Genomic DNA, 19159 nt, shown 5'->3' on the forward strand with positions numbered 1-19159 from the left:
CGGTCGCTACCGAGGGTTCGTCCGCAGCCAGGTCAGCACCTGGTGGGCGTGCTCGTTCGGCGGGAAGACCGGATAGAAGACGTGCTCGATCACGCCGTCGCGGATGATCAGCGTAAGCCGCTTGTAGAGCGTCGTCCCGTTCGCCTCGAACGTGGGCAGATCGAGTGCCTGGGCCAGGTTCCGTGCGGGGTCGGAGAGCATCTCGAACGGCAGCCGGAGCCTTTCGACGACCTCGCGCTGATAGTCCGTCTCCTGGCTGGACAGGCCGAACACCCGGGCCGCGCCGGCCGCGAGCAGGTCCTGGTGGTGGTCACGGAATCCGCATGCCTCAGGGGTACAGCCGCGGGCCCCGGGGATCGCGTCCCAGCCCTCGGGCAGGTCGATGCCCGGGCGGCCGGTGAGCGGGTAGATGTAGAGCACCGTCCGGCCCTCGCCGGGCGCGTCCAGGCGGACCGTCGCACCACCGGTGCTGCGCAGTTCCAGGGTCGGCGCCGGCTTCCCGGGCAGATGGGCGGCCGCGCCGTCGTCCTCGGGTACCGGAAGGCCGGCGGGCAGGCTCGCGTAGTCGGGCATCAGATCGTCTCCTTCGTCTTCGTCCGTTGCTGGGACACAGCTGTTGCGGTGAGCGGCCTGTCGCAGGTGCGCGATCAGCGCCGTCCGGCGCGCGGTGAGCTGCTCGATGCGCTGGGAGAGTTCATCGATCGCCTCCCGATACTCGGCCAGCGAGGCCGGGCAGTCGTCGGCGTGCTGATGGCCGACGGCGAGGCAGTCCAGGAACGGCCTGGTCCGCTCCACGGGAAGCCCGAGACCGCTGAGCGCCCGGATCTCCCGTGCGAGCAGCACGTCGCGCTCGCCGTAGTCCCGGTAGCCGTTGGACAGTCGCTCGGGCCTCAGCAGCCCCAGCGACTCGTAGTAGCGCACTGCTTTGGTCGTGACGCCCGCCTGTCGAGCCAGCTCGCCGATCTGCATGTCTCTCACCTCGACTCACGCTAAACCCTGCCCCCGAGGGTAAGGTCAAGCCGCCGAGGATCGCCTACGAACTGAACGGGACGCCAGGCCGGCCCGGCCCCGTCGACCATGCGGTGCTGCGGGCCAAGCAGCGTCACGGGCTCCGCGTGGAGCGGGCCATCGCGGGTACGCGCTGCGAACCACTCCATTCCCTGGGGGCATCATGTTCCACTTCCTGGGCGTCGTCGCGCTCGTCCTGCTCGTCTTCCGGATCGTCAAGCTGAGCCGCAACGACACCGACGGCCGCGGCTGCATGGGCGCGATCATGCTGGCCGCGGCGACGGTGGTGCTCGGCTACTGGGTGATCGTCGGCTGAAGGCCGGCCGGCGGCTTCCGGCAGGGTGTTGCCCGCGACTGACCGCTTCCGTCATCATCGCGAGGTCAGCCGCGTGCTCGCACGTCCGACGTCCGACCATGGAGCCGACCCTGTGCCCACGCCCGCCAGGCCCTCCGCGGCCGCCCTGGACAGCATTCGCGCCATCCGTAAGAGATTTGACCAGCCACAGGCGGCCGGCCCGGCCGGGTTCAGCCGCGCCGACGTCGGCACGCTCCTGGACGAGATCGACCGGCTGCGGACGCTGCTGTCCGGCGGGACCACCGAGTACGCCGTCCAACCGTTGATCGACGGCCGCCCCGGCGGCACCGAGGAGTACGGCACCGCCCGCGAGGCGCTGCTGATCCGCCTGGAGCAGCACCGCGACCAACAGCTCCCGGGCTACCGGCTCACCGTGCTGACCCGGCAGACCCTCCGCACCGACTGGACCGAGACCGCAGACCCCGAACTCCGCAACCTCCTTGACGGCCCGTCGGATTGACAGTTCGTCGGATTGACGACCCGTCCGATTGACGACCCGCCGGAGCGCTAGCGTTCCTCGCCCCGGCCTCGGTCCCGACCCCGACCCTCGGCCGAAGCCGCGGCCCGCACCCGCGCGGCTGTGCTCGACAGTTCGATGCCGGCTCCGAGCAGCACCTCGGCGGCCCGGCTCTCCTCATCGGAGGCCAGCTCGGCCAGCAGGTCCAGCGCATCCGGTTCGCCGCCGTCTCGCATCAGCGCGGCCAGTTCCGCGCGGCCCAGCGCCGCGGCCGCCGAACGGCTCCATCCCGGGGGCGCGGACGGGCGCGACCGGGCGACGTTCGCGCCCTCCCCCGGACGCCAGTCGCGGCCGAAGCCGATGCTCCGCTGCGCCAGATAGCCCATCAGCCGTGCTGCCTGCGGCGGGAGCTCAGCGATCAGCCCGAGCGCCCGCTGGTCCGACTCCAGCAGGGCGTGCAGCAGATGCCCGGTGTCGATCTCGGAGTCGCCGGCGCGGACCGCTCTGCGTCGCGCCCGAGCCGCGACCGGCTCCAGGGCGCCCACCTGTTCGGGGCGTTCGTTCTCGGCCGTCGGAGGGTTGCCCGAGGTACTGCCGAAGAGATTCAGGGACACGTGATCCACCACATCGTCAGGGACGGGGTAGGGGCGGCACGGCCACAGTGGCCCGCTGCCAACCGGCAGTCTGCTGCGAAGCGTGACCAGCAGTCAACCCACAGATACGATCTACCCATTGTCCTCACCGTGCGTGGTGCGCCCCTCACGTTACGCCGCCACTGGCCCGTGCCGCTCCCACCGGGGACGATGCGCGTACTTACGCCATGACTCGCCATGTTTCGCCACGGGGCGCGCAAGCGCGCCACCCGGCGCGCGCCACACTCCCGCGCCCCCAATGCCGTGCAACCACTCGGGGCCCCGGTTCGTCCGACACCACAGGACCGACCGGCCGAACCACCCACCGCACCGCCCCCGCCGTCCACCGGAGCCCACCGGAGCCCTCCATCGACCCACTGCCCGCAACTGCAGCCGCAGCCGACGCGGCCCCGGCCCCGGCCGCCAAGCCGCTGCTCTACCTCGACATCGACGGGGTGCTCAACCCGGTCTGCCCGCGCCCCGCGGCCGAGTTCACCGCCCACCGGATACACGGCTCCACCGTGCTGATGTCGGTGCGCCACGGCAGTTGGCTGCGCGAACTGTCCGCGGTCTACCAACTGGTCTGGGCCAGCACCTGGGAGGCCCAGGCCAATCTCTGCATCGCCCCGCTGCTCGACCTGCCCGCGCTGCCCTTCGTCCCGGTCGGACGGCGGGCCGGCCAGCCCGCGGGCGACTGGGCGCCGATCCTGCGGCACGCGGCCGGACGTCCGTTCGCCTGGGTGGACGACCTGATTCCGGACGCGGTGCTGCTGGGTTCCGCCGCCAGGGCCGACCGGCTACTGCTCCCGGTCGACCCCGGTCAGGGACTGCGCCGCAGCCATGTGGACCGGCTGCTGCGCCGGCCCCCGGTCCTGCTCAGCTCTCCTCGGCGAGGATGAGGTAGATCCGCTTCCTCGCGTCGGCGAGCACCGCCAGCGCCTTGGCGCGCTGCTCGGGGGTGCCGGTGACGACGACCTGGCGCAGCGCGTCCCGTACGGCGCCCTCGGCCTGGCCGAACTCCCTGACGGTCTGCCAGTGCTCGCCCTGCCCGGCCTCCTCCCACGGCGCCTCGGGGCCGGCCTCGGCCTCGGTCCGACCGCTGTCGGTGAGCTGGAACAGCTTCTTGCCGCCCGCCTCCTCGCCGGTGACCAGGCCCTCCTCCTCCAGCATCTGCAGGGTCGGGTAGACCGAGCCGGGGCTGGGCTTCCAACTACCGCCCGAGCGCTCCGCGATCTCGCGGATCATCTCGTAGCCGTGCATCGGCCGGTCCTTCAGCAGGGCCAGCAGCGAGGCACGTACGTCCCCGCGCCGCGCCCTGCCGCCGTGCCGCCCGCCACGGCCGCCGGGGCCGCCCCGGAAGGGGCCGAAGCCGGGACCGAACGGCCCGCCGGGGCCGCCAGGGCCGCCGAAGCCGGGCTGCGGCGGCCCGAAGCCGCCGAACGCCTCCCGGAACTCCGCCCGCGATCCGCGGCTCCGGTGGCCGTGCTCTCCCCGTCCGCCCCGACCAGGACGGCCGGGCTGCGCGGGGTCAAAAGGGATTCCTGAACGCATGATTTTCGTTCCTTTCATGAACGACTGTCTTGATGCCTCAACGATATATCGGAAGCACTCACTCGGCAAGTACCAATCTTGACCGGTCCGCGAAGACCGCCCGCGGGGTGCCCTGAACTTCGACAGCAGCACTGGAACCGCGAGGTTGCTGCCGGGGTGCACAGTGGTCGAGGCCTCCGGGAGGTTCGGGAGGTTAAGGTCGCGTTCCATGACGAGGACCACGCCCCCACGCCCGCTCGACGTCGAGGCACTCTTCCCGGAACTGGCTGCCTACCGAGGTACGACGACGCGGCTCCACCCACGGCCGGGCAGTCCGCAGGTGTCGGCCAGTTCGGTGGGCGGTCCGATGCTGTGGCCCGCGGACGAGCCGTGGCCGGTGTGCGACGAGGCCCATGGCCGCGGGCGGGGGCACCGCCCGGCCGACATCCACCGCTACCGGCAGGTCCTGGCTGCCGCATGGGCTCGTGGACGGAACGCGGGCCCTACGGAGGAGGAGCGGGGACTCCTGACCGAACTGAACAGGGCGCGCCGGATCCCCGAGGCGTCAGAGTCGGACCCGTTGCCGATGATCGGCCTGGCGCAGTTGTACCGGCGGGATGTCCCGGACCTTCCGGACGGGCCGGCGGACTGCGACCTGCTCCAGGTGTTCTGGTGCCCCTTCGACGCTCATGGCCCGGGCCGGTACGACCTGAACCTGCATCTGCGCTGGCGGCGGTCCTGGGAGGTCAGGGAAGTGCTGGCCCTTCCCCCGCAGCCGCTGGTCGTCGGGTCCGCCGGGTTCGTGCCCGAGCCCTGCGTACTGCATCCGGAGCAGGTGGTCACCTACCCGTTCGCCGGCCTCCTGCCTGAGGAGTTGTGCGCCCGGCTCGACGCCTGGGACGAAGCCAGGGAAGAGGAGGCCGAGCAGTCGGCCGACACGAGCCCGGCCGGTCCGCTCGGGTACCAGTACGACCTGTCCATCCCTCCCGGCTGGCGCGTCGGCGGTTACGCCTCCTGGCACACCACTGATCCGTACCCCACGGACTGCCAGACCTGCGGGACGCCGATGCGCCTGCTGCTCACCGTCGACAGCTCGGAGTGGGACGGCGGCAGCGGCAGCTGGAAGCCGCTTGAGGAGCGCGACCTTCCCGCACATCGGTTCGCCCTCCCCACCGAAGTCATCGTGGGCCGAGCCGGCGAGCTGAATCTCTTCTCCTGTCCCACCGATCCCAACCATCCACACCGCTGGAGCATTCAATAGCCCACATGTGGCGGCAGCGCACCTGGTTCGGCACTCCGCCTTTCGGTGAACGCCACCCCGGGCGGGCTCGCTCGCTATTATCGTCGCCATGACGAAAAGTGCTATCGTCCGGCTGACGTTGCATGCGGACTGCCCACCGCCCGGAGGATGCCGTGGAAGACCAGCTGCCTTGCCACACCGTCTTCAAGCCGGGCTGCGCCCGGATGCTCCAGGCTCCCACGTGGTGCCACGAGGACGAGTGGACCACGGACGGCGGCCGGCGAACCGGGCCGAGCCTGCGCGAGGACCTGCCGGAACGCCACCTGCGCATCCTGGCGGCGAGTCCGGCCCCCGACGTGCGTGTCGCTGTGCTCACGCACCCCGGCACGCCTCCCGATCTGGTGGACCGGATGCTCGACGATCCCACCTCGCACGTCCGGAGTACCGCCATCAGGCGCACCACCGACGTCACGGCCCTGCGGCTGGGTGCACGCGGCGAGTGGTATGTCCGCGTCGCCGTGGCCTCGAACCCGAACACCCCGGGCCGCCTGCTGGCGAAGCTCGCCCGCGACCGGGATCAGCAGGTCCGGGTTTCCGTCGTCCTCAATCCGGCAGTCCCGCCGCGACTGGTCGACAAGGCGGCGCGCAGCAGGAATGACGTCGTTCGCTGGTGGGCGCTGTACCGGACGACCGACCGGAAGCTGATGCGGGCCACGGCAACGTCCGGCGACGCGGAGGACCGGCAATGGCTGGCCGACAACCCCCACCTCCCGCTCGACGTGCTCACGGTGCTCGCGGAGGACCCGTCTCCCAGGGTCCGCGGCAAGGTGGCCGCCCACCCCGCGTGTACGCCGGACCTCCGCCGCCGGATCGAAGCCGGCCCCAACCCCGGCCGAGACGTCCGCTCACCGGCCTGACGAGCCGTCACAGACCCGGCGGCTGCGGCGCCACCGAGATCCGCGGCGTCACACAAAGCCCTCCTCCATGAGCTCCGCCCCATCGACACGCACCCGGTGCCGCTGCCCCGAACCCTCCACGACTCGGGACCAGCTGGTCACCTCGAGTTCCGCCTGCAGCGAGCCGATGCTTTGCGCGGTCAGCAGTTTGATGCTGAAGCCGCCGTAGAAGCCCGGCACCGGGAACCACAGCGCCGGCTCGCGCAATTCCGTCAGCGGCTCCACCTCGGGCAGGCGCAAGCGGTGCTCCACGATCAGCTCCGCCGCCCACTCACGTCCCCGGATCACGCTGTGCAGTACTTCGCGCAGCAGCGCCGACTCCCCGGCCGGAACACTGTGGAGTGGCTGGGGATGCAGCGTCCGCGCGAGGTGGTGGTGGCCGCACCGCTGGGCGATGTCGTACGCGGTCTCCCCTGCCGCGGCACCACCGATCGTGCGCAGGGTGCGCCAGGCCCCCGCCGCGACCAACTGCTCGGCCACGGCCTCCGGGGCACCGTGCCAGGCGGCCTGGTGCAGCGCGGTGTAGCCGGTGCTGCCGCCGACGCGGGTCGCATTGGCCAGTTCCGCGTTCGTCCCGACCATGGCCAGCACAGCAGGCCAGTCGCCGCCGTGGGCGGCGTCGGCCAGCGCGTCGCGTTCGGCGAGGTTGGCGTCCTTCAAGGTGTCACGGCTGCCGTAACCACCCCAGGTGACTGTCATGCGGCCGAGGATAGTTGCGCCAGGACACACTGGTTGTCACCGTCCGAGCAGCGTGGACTGCGTGTCGTGTCGGGTCGTGTCGGGTCGTCTCGTGGGGTGCCTGCCGCGGTGGAGATCGGCTTCGGCATGATGGGCATGATCAGCACGAAGCGCACCTTTGATCGATGGGGGACCCAGTGGGCATATTCCGGCGCAGTGAACGTCGTGACGGGGCGGATCTGCCGCGTGACGCGGACCTGGCTTTTCTCTCCGAGGCGGAGGCCGCCCGACTGCGCTCCCTGGTCCGGGTGGCCTTCGCCGAGCGCGGCATCGAGGTCACGGTCGAACCGGAACGCGTGACCACGGACGCCGGTTGGCGCTTCGGCCTCAGCAATCTCGCGGCGGTGTGCCACAACGACAGCCGCGGCCCCGGGTCCTGGCAGAAACTGGTGGAGGGCCATGTCAAGGTGCTCATCCGCTCGATGGACGGACAGCAGGCTCTCCGCGCCCTGCCGCGCGAACAGTTGCTGGCCCAGCTGTACCCCCGCTTCATTCCCGGCGATCCCGCGAACGTGAAGGCCTTCGGCTACGGTCGCCCGTCCGTCCCGGGGCTGCTGGAGGTGCTGGCGCTCGACCTCCCGGAGACCGTCGACATGCTGACCGCGGACTCCCTCTCCGAGTTGGGTGAGATCCCGGCCCTCCGGGAGCGCGCGTTCGAGAACCTCCGGGCCGTCCGCGTCGACAAGCACAAGGTGGTCAGGGAGAAGGACGGAACCCACGTCCACCTGCTGGCGGGGCGCTCGTACTTCATCGCGAGCCTGGCCCTGGTCCTGGACGAGGTCGTCGGCCGCTACACCAAGGGTGCGGCCGCGCCGGACGGTGTCCTGGTCGCCCTGCCGCACCGGCACCAACTCGCCTTCCACGTCGTCCGCGACCGGAGCGTGGCCCCGTCGCTGCAGGCCCTGGCCCGGTTCGCTGCCGCAGGCTACGCCGAGTCGCCGGGCGCGCTGTCCCCCTCGGTGTTCTGGTGGCACGAGGGCGGCTTCACCCAGGTCGCCACCCAGAACAGCACCGGCCTGCACATCCAACTCTCCCAGGAGGCAATGGATCTGACGGAGCGTCTGGCGAACAGCTGAGCACTGCCACTGTTCACGGAGTTGCGGCGGTGCGTCCGGCCAGCAGGACGGCCAGGGCGCTCGGCACCAGCAGCACGGCGAAGGCCGCGCCATAGCCGGCGGCACCCGCCGGGTGGGTGCCCAGCAAGATGTTGAACATGGCGGAGGCGATCCCCATGACCGTGATCTGGCCCAGGTTCTGGGTGGTCTGCATCGCGCTGCTGGCATAACCCTGCCGACCGGGCGGGCTGTGGACCAGCGACAGCAGGGTCAGGGACGGGGCGAGCAGCCCCATCCCGAGCGCCGCGACGATCATGGACGAGGCGGCGGTCAGCGCCGGCGTCGCCGGGATCGTCCCCACGACCGCGATCGCCGCCGCTGCCGCCAGCAGCAGCGCACCGGCCGCCACCAGCCGCTGCCGGGGGAAACGTTCCAGCAGATGGCCCTGGGCCCAGGAGGAGGCGGCCCAGGCCAGGGCCGCCCCGGTGAAGGCCAGGCCGGTCACCGCGGCGGACACCTGCCGGACGCTGTCCAGCAGCAGCGGCACAAAGGCCTCCAGCGTGAAGTACGCGCCCGAGCCGAGCCCACGCAGCAGCACGGTGGCGGGAAGGCCACGCGCCGCACGGAGGGTGCCGGGCGGGAGCAGCCGGGGCGCGAAGGTCGCCAGCAGGGTGAGTCCGGCCGCCCCGCACAGCAGATGGCGCGGGTCCCAGCCGGAGACGGCGTACTGCCCCAGCGCCGCGCCCAGACTCACCGCACCCGCGGCCAGCAGCGGCGGGCGCGGCCGCTTCTCCCCCGCCGCGGACGCCGCTTCGGACGCCGCCGCAGGCCGCGACCGGTCGCGCAGCAGCATCAGCACCGCCAGCGCCGGGAGCAGGTTCAGTGCGGCCAGGCCGAGGAACACCACCCGCCAGGACCACCACGCGGCCACCAGTCCCGCCAGCGGCGGCCCGGCCAGCGACGGGACGATCCAGCAGGTGCTCATCAGCGCCAGCGCACGTGGCCGCAGGTGTGCGGGGTAGGACCGGCCGATGGCGGTGTTGATCGACACCGCGACCATCCCGGCCGCCACTCCGTCCAGGAAGCGCCCGGCGGCCAGCTGCCAGATGGAGGTGCTGCTGCCCGAGACCAGCAGGGTGACCACCCCCAGCGCCACGCCCGCCGCCAGCGGGCCACGGGCGCCCCAGCGGTCGGCCCAGTCGCCCCCCAGCACCCCGCCCAGCAGGCTCGCCGCCACAAAGCAGCCCGCCACCAGCGGGTAGAGCGAGATCCCGTGCAGGTCCTGGGCGGCCAACGGCAGGGTGGGCGCCACAGCGAGCGCGGCGAACCCGGTCAGGAACATCACCACCGCGAAGCTCGCCGTCACCGCCAGGTACGTACGCGAGTACAGCCCCTCCGCGACGGCCTCGGCCCCCACCGGCACCTGGTCGGCCACCGCGTTGTCGCGCTGAGCGTCCGTCATGACGACCCTCCCCCTTGATCGTCAGTACCCTACGACACCCCCAGCCGTCAGCGCCGAGCCGGAGCAGGGGCCGGAGCAAGGGCCGGAGCAAGGGCGAGGGCAGGGGCAGGGGCCGGAGCCGCCGCCCGCTCCCGCAGGACGTCCGCGGTGCGCAGGCACCAGTCGCGGGTGTCCTGTTCGAAGGCCAGGCCGCGCAGGCAGGTCAGATAGGGGCCGATCCGGCTGCCCCCGCGCAGGAACTCCTCCTCGCCCGTCTCGCCGCGCATCCGCCGCAGCAGCTCGCCGAACAGCTCGATCCTGGCTCCGGCCGCGGCCGCGCGCGCGCTCCGCCAGCTGTTCGATCACCGGACCGGTGCCGATCCGGTCCACGGCCTGCACCTTGACCAGCAGGTCGTCGCGGATGAACGAGGGCTTGGACGCGGCCGCCGCGAACCGCTCCAGCTCGGCGTGGCCGGCCTCGGTGACCCGGAACAGCCGCTTGTTGGGCCGGGTCTCCTGGACCACCTGCCGCCCGGCGACCAGCCCCTCCCGCTCCAGCTTGGCCAGCTCGGCGTACAGCTGCTGGGGCAGCGCGTGCCAGAAGTTGGCGACGCCCACGTCGAACGCCTTGGCCAGCTGGTATCCGCTGTACTCACTGTCCAGCAGGGCGGCCAGCACCGCGTGTCGCAAAGCCATCGAAACGGCCCTTCCCCTTCGTCGTCCGCCCAGGGCATCATACTCAAGAATGTGATTAGTCCTATCCTTGAGTATCTGGAGCAATCATGACCGCCGCCACCATCACCGCACGCTTCCGCGCCGCCATCGAGTCCGGCGACCAGACCGCGCTGGAAGACCTGTTCACCGAGGACATCCGCCTCTACAGCCCGGTGAAGTTCACCCCCTTCGAGGGCAGGCCGATGGTGCTGGGCCTGCTCAACGTGCTGCTGCGCACCTTCCACGACTTCCGCTACGTCGGACAGTTCGAGGGCACCGCCGAGACCAGCACCGACGGCCAGGAGGCCCCCTCCGACATCCTCGTCTTCCGGGCCACCGTGGACGGCAAGGAGATCCACGGCATGGACCTGCTGCAGTTCGACGAGGCGGGCCGGGTCAAGGAGTTCACCGTGATGGTCCGCCCGCAGTCCGCGGTGCAGGCCCTGGGCCAGGCGGTGCTGGCCGGCCTGGTGGCCGACGGTCTCGCCCCCGCGCCCGAGCCCGCGCCCCGCTGACCAGGTCCGGCCCGCATCAATCACAGAAGTCGCGCCCCGAAGGCAGTGGATCGACGTCCCGCTCCCGTGTGTAGGGGGGACTGAGGGAGGGCGCATTGAAAGCCGACGACGAGCGGGAGTTCCGCGAGTTCGTGGCCGCGCGGTCGAAACCGCTGCTGCACACGGCGTATCTGCTGACCGGCGACTGGGAGCAGGGGCGCGACCTGCTGCAGACGGCGCTCGCCGCGACGGCCGCACGCTGGTCCAAGCTGCGTGACCGGCAGCAGCCGGAGGCGTATGTGCGCCGGGCGCTGTACCACGCGCAGGTGGACCGGACCCGGCGGCTCAGCTGGCGCCGGGAGACGGTCACCGCCGAGCTGCCGGAACACCCGCTGCCGGGGCCGGACCACGCCGACGCCATCGCGCAGCGCCAGGACATCGTGGCCGCGCTGCGCCGACTGCCCCAGCGGCAGCGCGCGGTGATCGTGCTGCGCTACTTCGAGGACCGCCCGGACGGCGAGATCGCCGAGATCCTCGGCATCGCGCCGGGAACCGTGCGCAGCCAGACCCACAAGGCACTCACCGCGCTCCGGGTGGCGTTCAGCGACCGCCACCCGGCCGCGGAACAGGGCCACGAACAGGACGGGGACCAGCCCGTGAACGTGAAGGGGGCGGCGGTATGACCGACCACGTGATCAGCGAGGACGAGCTGCACCGGCAGCTCCAGGCCGACCAGGGCGAAGCCGCCACCGTGCACCTGATCGGGCTGGCCGACGGCGCGCTGCGCCAGGCCCGGCACCGGCAACGGGTACGGACCGGATTCGCCGCCCTCGCCGTGGTCGCCGCCACGGCAACGGGGGTCGCCTCCAGCGGTTGGTTCGGCGGCACCCTGCTGGCCGGCCCCGCCGCACCGGGCTCCGGCACGGTCGTGCTGGCCGAGCAGATCAACTTCCTGCCGGTCACCTCGTCCAAACCGGGCGCCTGCCCGCCCGGCGGCGGCTACCCCTCGCTGGACAGTCCGACCGTCTGCTACCAGCTGGACAAGGCCAAGGGGCTGACCGCCACCGCTCCCGGCGCCGTGGTCACCCGTTCAGCGTTCACCGGTGGCTGGATGGTAGAGCTGCACCTGCACGGGAAGGACGTGGCGGCATTCGCCGCCCTGACCGGTTCCCTGGCCGAGCACCCCACCGGTTCCGACAACGAACTGGCCTGCGTCATCAACGGCAAGGTGCTCTCCGCCTCCACCTTCACCGCCTCGATCACCGACGGAGTCACGCCCCTCGTCGGCGACTTCACCCAGCAGTCGGCGACCACCCTGGCCGACCAGCTGACAGGCGGGTAGCTCAGGTCGGCAGCCAGCTGACGTGCCCGGCCAGCAGCACATAGCCGACGAAGGCGACGGTGTCGATCAGGGTGTGCGCGATCGCCAGCGGGGCGACCCGGCGCCAACGCTGGTAGAGCAGGCAGAAGATCAGCCCCATCACCAGGTTGCCGACGAACCCGCCGACCCCCTGGTAGAGGTGGTACGAGCCGCGCAGCAGCGCGCTCGTCGCCATCGCCGCAGGCCAGGACCAGCCCAGCTGGTCCAGCCTGCGGAGCAGGTAGCCGACCACGATGACCTCCTCGACCACCGCGTTCTGCGCGGCCGAGAGGATCAGCACCGGGATCCGCCACCACACGTCCGGCAGCGAGCTGGGGACCACGGTGAGGCTGACCCCCGCCGCGTGCGCGCCCAGGTAGAGCGCGAGCCCGGAGCCGCCGATGGCCGCCGCGATCAGGAAGCCCTTGCCGAAGTCGTTCCAGCGGCGGGTCAGGTCGAAGCCCAGGGCCCGCAGCGAGGTCCCCTCGCGGAGCAGCAGATGGGCCACCAGCAGCACCGGCACCAGCGCCGTGGCGATGCCGAACAGCTGCCAGCTCAGGTCCAGCCAGGGCCGTCCGGGCGCCAGCGAGCCGTTGAGCTGCGCGGTCTGGGTGCTCAGCTTGGCGGGCGCGGTGAGCGAGCCGATGAAACTGATCACCGCGCTGACGGCGTTCGCGCCGAGCGACAGCGCGAGCACGAGGAGGAGTTCCTGGCCGAGCAGCCGCCGGGTGAGCCCCGCCGGAGCCGGCAGCAGGCCGTCCACGCTGCTGGTACTGCCCTTGCTACTGATACTGCTCACGGAGACTTCTCCCGCACGACGATCACACAGCGATCACACGACGTCATCCGACGATCGATTCGGCCGATCATCGCACAGCACCCTGTGCCGGGAGCCTCAGCGCACCGGCCAGGTGTGCACCGGCGCGCCCTCCCGCATCAGCTCCATGTAGCGCCGGGTCATCCCCTCTAGCGCCGCGCCCCGGTCGAGCCCCAGCCGTTCCCGCAGGTCGTGGAAGACCGCGCTCTGCCAGGCCGCGCCATTGGTGTTGCGGACGCAGCGCTGCTCGATGATCCCCAGGTAGCGGTCCCGGTCGACCGGCTCCACCCCCCAGGCGTCCAGACCGGCCTGGGCCAGCGGCAGCAGTTCGTCCAGGACGAGCTCCCGCACCGGGATCCGGGAGACCCCGCCGCCGGCCCGCACCGCGGGCCCGCGCGCCCCGATCCGTCCGGCCCGGGGCCACCACAGCTCGGTGTCCAGGCCGTGCCGCGCCGCCAGGTGGAAGTTCTCCGCCGCGAGCGCGAACGGCAGCCGGGCCCAGACCGGTCGCGGCTGGTCGGCCAGGGCGCGGACCAGGCCGTAGTAGAAGGCGGCGTTGGCGAGGGTGTCCTCCACGGTCGGACCGGCCGGCAGCGCCCGGTTCTCCACCCGGAGGTGCGGCACCCCGTCCAGCACGTCGTAGACCGGGCGGTTCCAGCGGTAGATGGTGCCGTTGTGCAGCTTGAGCTCGCGCAGCGTCGGGATGCCGCCGGCCGCCAGCACCTTCACCGGGTCCTCGTCGTCACAGATCGGCAGCAGCGCCGGGAAGTAGCGCAGGTTCTCCTGGAACAGGTCGGTCACCGAGTCGATCCAGCGCTCGCCGAACCAGGTGATCGGCCGGACGCCCTGGGCCTTCAGCTCGGCCGAGCGGGTGTCGCAGGCCTGCTCGAACAGGATCGGACGGGTCTCCCGCCACAGCTCGTGGCCGAACAGGAACGGCGAGTTCGCCCCCAGCGCCAGCTGCGGCCCGGTCAGTGCCTGGGCCGCGTTCCAGACCGAGGCGAACCGGCCGGGCGTCACCTGGAGGTGCAGCTGCAGCGAGGTGCCGGCGGCCTCGGCGACGATGGACCTGGACTCGAACCTCAGCCGCTCCACCCCCTGGATGTCGAGCTGCATGCCCTCCCCCCGCGCGGCCAGGATCTGGTCGTTGAGCAGCTGGTAGCGGTCGCCCCGGGAGAGGTTGTCGAGGACGGCGTGCTCGCTGGTCAGCGTGGGCAGGATGCCGATGGTGACGATCCGCGCGCCGACCTCGGCGGCCTTGCGGTCGGCGTAGCGGAGCCCGGTGTCGATCTCCTCGCGCAGCTCCTCCAGGACCCGGCCGCCGAGCCGGTGCGGGGCGATGTTGACCTCGATGTTGAACCGGCCCAGCTCGGTCTGGAAGTCGCCGCTGGCGATGGCGTCCAGCACCTGCTCGTTGAGCATCGCCGGGTGCCCGTCCTCGTCGGCCAGGTTGAGTTCGAGTTCAAGGCCCATCCGCGCCCGGGGCCGGTCGAAGCGATGCTCCACCAGCATGGCTCCGAGGGCCTCCTGGCACTGGCTCAGCTTTCTGCGGTAGAGCTGACGGTCCGCCAGTTCGGAACTCCCGGTTGCGACCTTCTCCCCCATGGGCCATGTCCTCCTCGGTCGACGGCGTCCCTGCCCGGCCGTACCCGCGCGTGGGCATCATGCCCAGCCCCCGAGATCGATAGCCCGCCCTCGGGGCATGTGCCAACTCGCTCTGACGTACACAATCGTTCGCGAACCCCACTTGCAGTCGCACACGCTGGGTAGTAGAAGAGTCACGGCGCGCATCCGTTCGTATAGACTCACCCTCACGGGTAGGAGTTGTATGGGGCCATCCGCAAGGGCCCTGATCGACCGGCACCCTCAAGCCACCGCAGCACCGCAAAGCCACGCACCAGCCCCGAATACGCCCCGAGAGCATGTGAGCAGCCACCGGCCACTGGCGCTCGCCCCCGCGTCGGAGGCCCCTCGGCACGTTCCCGCACCGCCTGTCTTGCCCCGAGAGGCGAACCCATATGTCGCTGACGATGCCCCAGCCCCCCGCTGCCGCCCTGCGCGCCGTGATCGGTGCGCTCGACTCCCCGAACGCCGTCCGCGCGGTCCGCACCGCGGCCATGCGGCGCAGGACCGGAGCACTCACCCCGGCCCACCCGCTGCCCGTCCATGTCTTCGACCCGGCCCCGGCGAGGCAGGCGGCGGTACCGGCGACGCTGGAGGCCCGGGAGCTCCCGGTCGCCGCGGCTCCGGCCGGCCTGGCCGGTACCCGGCGCACCGGCTGGCGCTTCCTGATCCGCGAGGAGGAGGAGATCGTCGCCGCGGCGGACACCCATGAGACCGCGGAGGGCCACTCCTTCGCGCACTTCGCCGAGGGGCCCTACCCGCTGGCCACGCTGCGGGCGCTGCAGCAGGCCAAGCAGCACACCGCGGGGTCACCCACCGTGTACCTGCCGCGACTGCTCTCCGTCCCGGGGCACTACATGACCGCGCTCTGGCTGCACCCTGTGCTCGACCGGTCACAGAGCGCCGACCTGCTGATTCCGCTGGCGCCCGCGCCGCTCGGGGTCACCTCGCACCTTCCGCACGACGCCGACGAGCTGCTGTCGCTGCTCTCCCTCGGTGACGGACAGTTGCTGACTGCGACCCATTGACCACCATCGGCCGAACCCGCCAGTAACACCACCCGAAGTGACCATGCCGAGCATGGTCACTTCGTCATGCCCTACCGCAGGAACGGGGCCCGAACGGGTGGTCCCTGAAAGAGAGTGGTGACGCATGTCACCAAACTGCTGCGGAAGTGTCCCCGGCGGTCGACACTGGGAACCAGCGCGGTAAGCATCAGCCTCTACCCGAGAAGCAGGCGGTTCACACCTCCGAAGCGGACCGCGCAGTGATCTGCAACTCTGAATCGAGGGTACGAGCTATGTGCCAGCACCGTCCTGACTGCCCGTCGGCCGACTCCACCGATCGTGAAGCCGCCGTCGTCGTGGCGAGCCACCCCGAACAGGGCTGGAGCCTGCTGTGCAATGGCATCCTCCTGTTCGAGGACACCGGAGAGATCCTTCCCGACGGCCGGGTGATCGCCCCGAACCGCACCCTCGTCCACGCGGCCTGAGCGACGACCGCGAAAGCGGAGGGGCCGCCACCGAACGCTCCGGTGGCGGCCCCTTCTTGCTGCTCTGAACACCTACCCCGCTAGACGTACTCCTCCAGCGGCGGGCAGGAGCAGACCAGGTTGCGGTCACCGAAGGCCCCGTCGATCCGGCGCACCGGCGGCCAGTACTTCTCCGCCGGGTTCACCCCGGCCGGGAACACCGCCTCCTGGCGGCTGTACGGGTGCTCCCACTCGCCGGCCAGCAGCGCGGCCGTGTGCGGGGCGTTGCTCAGCGGGTTGTCGTCGGCCGGCCACTCGCCCGCGCCGACCCGGTCCACCTCGCCGCGGATGGCGATCATCGCCTCGCAGAAGCGGTCGATCTCGCCCAGGTCCTCGCTCTCGGTGGGCTCGATCATCAGCGTCCCGGCCACCGGGAAGCTCATGGTCGGGGCGTGGAAGCCGTAGTCGATCAGGCGCTTGGCCACGTCGTCCACGCTCACCCCGGCCGACTTCGCCAGCGGCCGCAGGTCGATGATGCACTCGTGCGCGACCAGCCCGGCCGGGCCTGTGTAGAGCACCGGGTAGTACGGCGCGAGCCGCTTGGCGATGTAGTTGGCGCTGAGCACCGCGACCTGGGTCGCCCGCTTCAGCCCCTCGCCGCCCATCAGCCGGACGTACGCCCAGGAGATCGGCAGGATCGCGGCCGAGCCCCAGGGCGCGGCCGCGATCGGGCCGACCCCGGTGGCCGGACCGGCCGAGGGCTGCAGCGGGTGGTTCGGCAGGTACGGGGCGAGGTGCGCGCGCACCGCGACCGGGCCGACGCCCGGGCCGCCGCCGCCGTGCGGGATGCAGAAGGTCTTGTGCAGGTTCAGGTGCGAGACGTCGCCGCCGAACTTGCCCGGCTTGGCCAGCCCGACCATGGCGTTGAGGTTGGCGCCGTCCACGTAGACCTGGCCGCCGGCCTCGTGCACGGTGGCGCAGATGTCGGCGATGTTCTCCTCGAAACACCCCGTGCGTGGACGGGTAGGTGACCATCAGCACGGACAACTGGTCCCGGTGCTGCTCGATCTTGGCGTGCAGGTCCTCGACGTCCACGTCACCGTCGACCAGGGTCTTCACCACGACCACCCGCATCCCGGCCATCACCGCGCTGGCGGCGTTGGTGCCGTGCGCCGAGGAGGGGATCAGGCAGACGTCGCGCCCGGCGTCGCCGTTGGCGTGGTGGTAGGCGCGGACCGCGAGCAGCCCGGCCAGCTCGCCCTGCGAGCCGGCGTTGGGCTGGATGCTGACCTTGTCGTAGCCGGTGAGCTCGGCGAGCTGGTCCTCCAGCCCGTGGATCAGGCTCAGGTACCCGGCCGCCTGCTGCTCAGGCGCGAAGGGGTGCACCTCGGCGAACTCCGGCCAGGTGACCGGCTCCATCTCGGTGGTCGCGTTGAGCTTCATGGTGCAGGAGCCCAGCGGGATCATGCCCCGGTCCAGCGCGTAGTCCTTGTCGGCGAGCTTGCGCAGGTAGCGCAGCATCCCGGTCTCGGAGCGGTGCGCGTGGAACACCGGGTGGGTCAGGTAGTCGTCGCCGCGGCGCAGCGCCTCGGGCAGCTTCTCCCCGGCCGCCGCGTCCAGCGCGTCCACGTCGCCGAGCGGTACGCCGAAGGCGGTCCAGACCGCGGTCAGGTCGGCCCTGGTGGTGGTCTCGTCGCAGGAGATCCCGACCAGGTCGGCGTCGACCTGGCGCAGGTTCACCCCGGTCAGCCGGGCCGCGTCGACCACCTCGGCGGCCCGTCCGGGCACCCGCGCGGTGACGGTGTCGAAGAACTCCCCGTGCACCACCTCGACCCCGCCCGCGCGCAGGCCCTCGGCCAGCACCGAGGCGTAGCGGTGGGTGCGGGCGGCGATGTCCCGCAGCCCGTCCGGGCCGTGGTAGACCGCGTACATGGACGCCATCACCGCGAGCAGCACCTGCGCGGTGCAGATGTTGCTGGTGGCCTTCTCCCGGCGGATGTGCTGCTCACGGGTCTGCAGCGCGAGCCGGTAGGCGCGGTTGCCGTCCACGTCCACGGAGACGCCGACCAGGCGGCCGGGCAGGCTGCGGGCGTACTCGGCGCGGACGGACATGTAGCCGGCGTGCGGTCCGCCGAAGCCCATCGGGACGCCGAAGCGCTGGGTGGTGCCGATCGCGATGTCCGCGCCCAGCGAGCCGGGGGACGCGATCAGGGTGAGCGCCAGCAGGTCGGCGGCGACCGCGACGATCGCGCCCAGGCCGTGCGCCTGCTCGATCACCGGAGCGAGGTCGCGGACCGCGCCGGAGGCGCCGGGGTACTGCAGCAGCACCCCGAAGACCCCGCGCTCGACCAGCTCGGCCGGGATGCCGGCGCTGAGGTCGGCGACCACGGTCTGCACGCCCTGCGGCTCGGCCCTGGTCTGGATCACCGCGATGGTCTGCGGCAGGGTGTCGGCGTCGATGACGAAGACCCCGCCCTTGACCTTGCCGACCCGGCGGGCCAGCGCCACGGCCTCGGCGGCGGCGGTGCCCTCGTCCAGCAGCGAGGCGCCCGAGGTGGGCAGCCCGGTCAGGTCGGAGACCACGGTCTGGAAGTTGATCAGTGCCTCCAGCCGGCCCTGCGAGATCTCCGGCTGGTAGGGCGTGTACGCGGTGTACCAGGAGGGGTTCTCCAGCACATTGCGGAGGATCACCGGCGGGGTGAAGGTGCCGTGGTAGCCGAGCCCGATCATCGAGCGCAGCACCTGGTTGCGTCCGGCCAGCTCCCGCAGCTCGGCCAGCACCTGGGCCTCGGAGCGGGCGGCGGGCAGGTCCAGCGCCTCCAGGCTGCGGATCGCGCCGGGGACGGCGGCGGCGGTGAGCTCGTCCAAGCTGCTGTAGCCCACCTGGGCCAGCATCTTCGCCTGGGCGTCGGCGTCCGGGCCGATATGGCGGCCCTCGAAGGGACTTGACTGCTCGAGCCCGGCGAGCCCGGTGCGGGGGGAAGTCGGGGAAGTCATGGCGGGGAAGCCTCCTGGTCTGACCCGAGTGGCACTGTGGGCGTGCCGGGACGACCTCCCCCTCTGTCATGTGGACCTGAGAGCTTCACCGGCCGCAGCCGGTTTTCACCGTCGGTGAGGGTCCGCGTACACGGATTCCTGCTTTCCAGAGTTGACCTTGCACGCACGGTACGGATGCCTGAGAGATTCCGGGGAGGAGTTGCTCCTTCGGCGCCGCCAGCGATGCACGGACTCTCCCGCGCGTGCTCGACCGGTCAACGCCAAGACTATC

Annotated in this window: 18 protein-coding genes, 2 pseudogenes and 2 riboswitches; of the genes and pseudogenes, 11 read left to right on the forward strand and 9 right to left on the reverse strand. The window is 71.6% G+C overall.

Translation table 11 applies throughout. The annotated features are described in order from the left end of the window. Nucleotides 1-6 precede the first annotated feature (6 nt). The gene (locus tag ACXKR8_RS10340) at nucleotides 7-969 is read right to left on the reverse strand and encodes a redoxin family protein (protein ID WP_458272606.1); all 963 of its coding nucleotides are present in this window, start codon (nucleotides 967-969) and stop codon (nucleotides 7-9) included. Nucleotides 970-1171: 202 nt separating this feature from the next. On the opposite strand from ACXKR8_RS10340, the gene ACXKR8_RS10345 reads away from it, so the two are divergent. Both ACXKR8_RS10345 and ACXKR8_RS10350 read left to right on the forward strand, forming a co-directional pair. Next, nucleotides 1172-1324, forward strand: coding sequence for a hypothetical protein (locus tag ACXKR8_RS10345; protein ID WP_458272607.1), 153 nt, complete (start codon nucleotides 1172-1174; stop codon nucleotides 1322-1324). Between the two features lie 112 nt (nucleotides 1325-1436). After that, nucleotides 1437-1823, forward strand: a complete 387-nt coding sequence (locus ACXKR8_RS10350; RefSeq protein ID WP_458272608.1) for a hypothetical protein — start codon at nucleotides 1437-1439, stop codon at nucleotides 1821-1823. A gap of 47 nt (nucleotides 1824-1870) precedes the next feature. Here ACXKR8_RS10350 and ACXKR8_RS10355 read toward each other — a convergent pair whose 3' ends face one another. Then, a complete protein-coding gene (locus ACXKR8_RS10355) occupies nucleotides 1871-2434 on the reverse strand; it encodes a Clp protease N-terminal domain-containing protein (RefSeq protein ID WP_458272609.1) in 564 nt (187 codons plus the stop codon). 206 nt (nucleotides 2435-2640) lie between these two features. Here ACXKR8_RS10355 and ACXKR8_RS10360 point away from each other — a divergent pair, with 206 nt between their 5' ends. After that, nucleotides 2641-3351, forward strand: coding sequence for an HAD domain-containing protein (locus ACXKR8_RS10360; RefSeq protein WP_458272610.1), 711 nt, complete (start codon nucleotides 2641-2643; stop codon nucleotides 3349-3351). Here ACXKR8_RS10360 and ACXKR8_RS10365 read toward each other — a convergent pair. After that, a complete protein-coding gene (locus tag ACXKR8_RS10365; RefSeq protein ID WP_458272611.1) occupies nucleotides 3329-4003 on the reverse strand; it encodes a PadR family transcriptional regulator in 675 nt (224 codons plus the stop codon). The genes ACXKR8_RS10360 and ACXKR8_RS10365 overlap by 23 nt on opposite strands. A 208-nt stretch (nucleotides 4004-4211) precedes the next feature. Between ACXKR8_RS10365 and ACXKR8_RS10370 the strand changes: the two genes are divergently transcribed. Both ACXKR8_RS10370 and ACXKR8_RS10375 read left to right on the forward strand, forming a co-directional pair. After that, complete coding sequence (locus ACXKR8_RS10370; protein WP_458272612.1) at nucleotides 4212-5243, forward strand: hypothetical protein; 1032 nt, start codon at nucleotides 4212-4214, stop codon at nucleotides 5241-5243. 152 nt (nucleotides 5244-5395) lie between these two features. Further along, the gene (locus tag ACXKR8_RS10375; RefSeq protein ID WP_458272613.1) at nucleotides 5396-6139 is read left to right on the forward strand and encodes a variant leucine-rich repeat-containing protein; all 744 of its coding nucleotides are present in this window, start codon (nucleotides 5396-5398) and stop codon (nucleotides 6137-6139) included. A 48-nt stretch (nucleotides 6140-6187) separates the two neighbouring features. Here the strand turns inward: ACXKR8_RS10375 and ACXKR8_RS10380 are convergent, their stop codons facing one another. Continuing rightward, nucleotides 6188-6877, reverse strand: a complete 690-nt coding sequence (locus ACXKR8_RS10380) for a hypothetical protein (protein WP_458272614.1) — start codon at nucleotides 6875-6877, stop codon at nucleotides 6188-6190. Nucleotides 6878-7041: 164 nt separating this feature from the next. Here ACXKR8_RS10380 and ACXKR8_RS10385 point away from each other — a divergent pair, with 164 nt between their 5' ends. After that, nucleotides 7042-7992 carry a hypothetical protein gene (locus ACXKR8_RS10385; protein ID WP_458272615.1) on the forward strand — a complete coding sequence of 317 codons (951 nt, stop codon included), beginning with the start codon at nucleotides 7042-7044 and terminating at the stop codon, nucleotides 7990-7992. A 13-nt stretch (nucleotides 7993-8005) separates the two neighbouring features. Here ACXKR8_RS10385 and ACXKR8_RS10390 read toward each other — a convergent pair whose 3' ends face one another. Both ACXKR8_RS10390 and ACXKR8_RS10395 read right to left on the reverse strand, forming a co-directional pair. Then, nucleotides 8006-9433, reverse strand: a complete 1428-nt coding sequence (locus ACXKR8_RS10390) for an MFS transporter (protein ID WP_458272616.1) — start codon at nucleotides 9431-9433, stop codon at nucleotides 8006-8008. A 47-nt stretch (nucleotides 9434-9480) separates the two neighbouring features. Then, a pseudogene (locus tag ACXKR8_RS10395) lies at nucleotides 9481-10108 on the reverse strand (PadR family transcriptional regulator). Nucleotides 10109-10194: 86 nt separating this feature from the next. Here ACXKR8_RS10395 and ACXKR8_RS10400 point away from each other — a divergent pair. The 3 genes from ACXKR8_RS10400 to ACXKR8_RS10410 all read left to right on the forward strand — a co-directional run bounded on the left by ACXKR8_RS10400 (nucleotide 10195) and on the right by ACXKR8_RS10410 (nucleotide 11962). Next, entirely contained in the window at nucleotides 10195-10641 is a 447-nt protein-coding gene (locus ACXKR8_RS10400) for a nuclear transport factor 2 family protein (RefSeq protein ID WP_458272618.1), read from the forward strand. Nucleotides 10642-10736: 95 nt separating this feature from the next. Further along, on the forward strand, nucleotides 10737-11303 hold the full coding sequence (locus tag ACXKR8_RS10405; protein WP_458272619.1) for a SigE family RNA polymerase sigma factor: 567 nt from the start codon (nucleotides 10737-10739) through the stop codon (nucleotides 11301-11303). After that, nucleotides 11300-11962, forward strand: coding sequence for a SecDF P1 head subdomain-containing protein (locus ACXKR8_RS10410; protein WP_458272620.1), 663 nt, complete (start codon nucleotides 11300-11302; stop codon nucleotides 11960-11962). The genes ACXKR8_RS10405 and ACXKR8_RS10410 overlap by 4 nt, the downstream gene beginning before the upstream one ends. A 1-nt stretch (nucleotide 11963) precedes the next feature. On the opposite strand, the gene ACXKR8_RS10415 is transcribed toward ACXKR8_RS10410, so the two are convergent. Together ACXKR8_RS10415 and ACXKR8_RS10420 are read right to left on the reverse strand one after the other, a co-directional pair. After that, on the reverse strand, nucleotides 11964-12770 hold the full coding sequence (locus tag ACXKR8_RS10415; protein ID WP_458274943.1) for a CPBP family intramembrane glutamic endopeptidase: 807 nt from the start codon (nucleotides 12768-12770) through the stop codon (nucleotides 11964-11966). Between the two features lie 105 nt (nucleotides 12771-12875). Next, entirely contained in the window at nucleotides 12876-14402 is a 1527-nt protein-coding gene (locus ACXKR8_RS10420; protein WP_458272621.1) for a glutamate--cysteine ligase, read from the reverse strand. Between the two features lie 413 nt (nucleotides 14403-14815). Between ACXKR8_RS10420 and ACXKR8_RS10425 the strand changes: the two genes are divergently transcribed. Further along, nucleotides 14816-15448 carry a hypothetical protein gene (locus tag ACXKR8_RS10425; protein ID WP_462100443.1) on the forward strand — a complete coding sequence of 211 codons (633 nt, stop codon included), beginning with the start codon at nucleotides 14816-14818 and terminating at the stop codon, nucleotides 15446-15448. A gap of 272 nt (nucleotides 15449-15720) precedes the next feature. Continuing rightward, the gene (locus tag ACXKR8_RS10430) at nucleotides 15721-15912 is read left to right on the forward strand and encodes a DUF5999 family protein (RefSeq protein WP_458272623.1); all 192 of its coding nucleotides are present in this window, start codon (nucleotides 15721-15723) and stop codon (nucleotides 15910-15912) included. 80 nt (nucleotides 15913-15992) lie between these two features. On the opposite strand, the pseudogene gcvP reads toward ACXKR8_RS10430, so the two are convergent. After that, nucleotides 15993-18888 (reverse strand): annotated as a pseudogene (gcvP, locus tag ACXKR8_RS10435) (aminomethyl-transferring glycine dehydrogenase). 53 nt (nucleotides 18889-18941) lie between these two features. Beyond that, nucleotides 18942-19043, reverse strand: a riboswitch (glycine riboswitch). Between the two features lies 1 nt (nucleotide 19044). After that, a riboswitch (glycine riboswitch) is annotated at nucleotides 19045-19137 on the reverse strand. Nucleotides 19138-19159: the final 22 nt, after the last annotated feature.

The sequence above is a fragment of the Streptacidiphilus sp. PAMC 29251 genome (genome assembly GCF_054208735.2).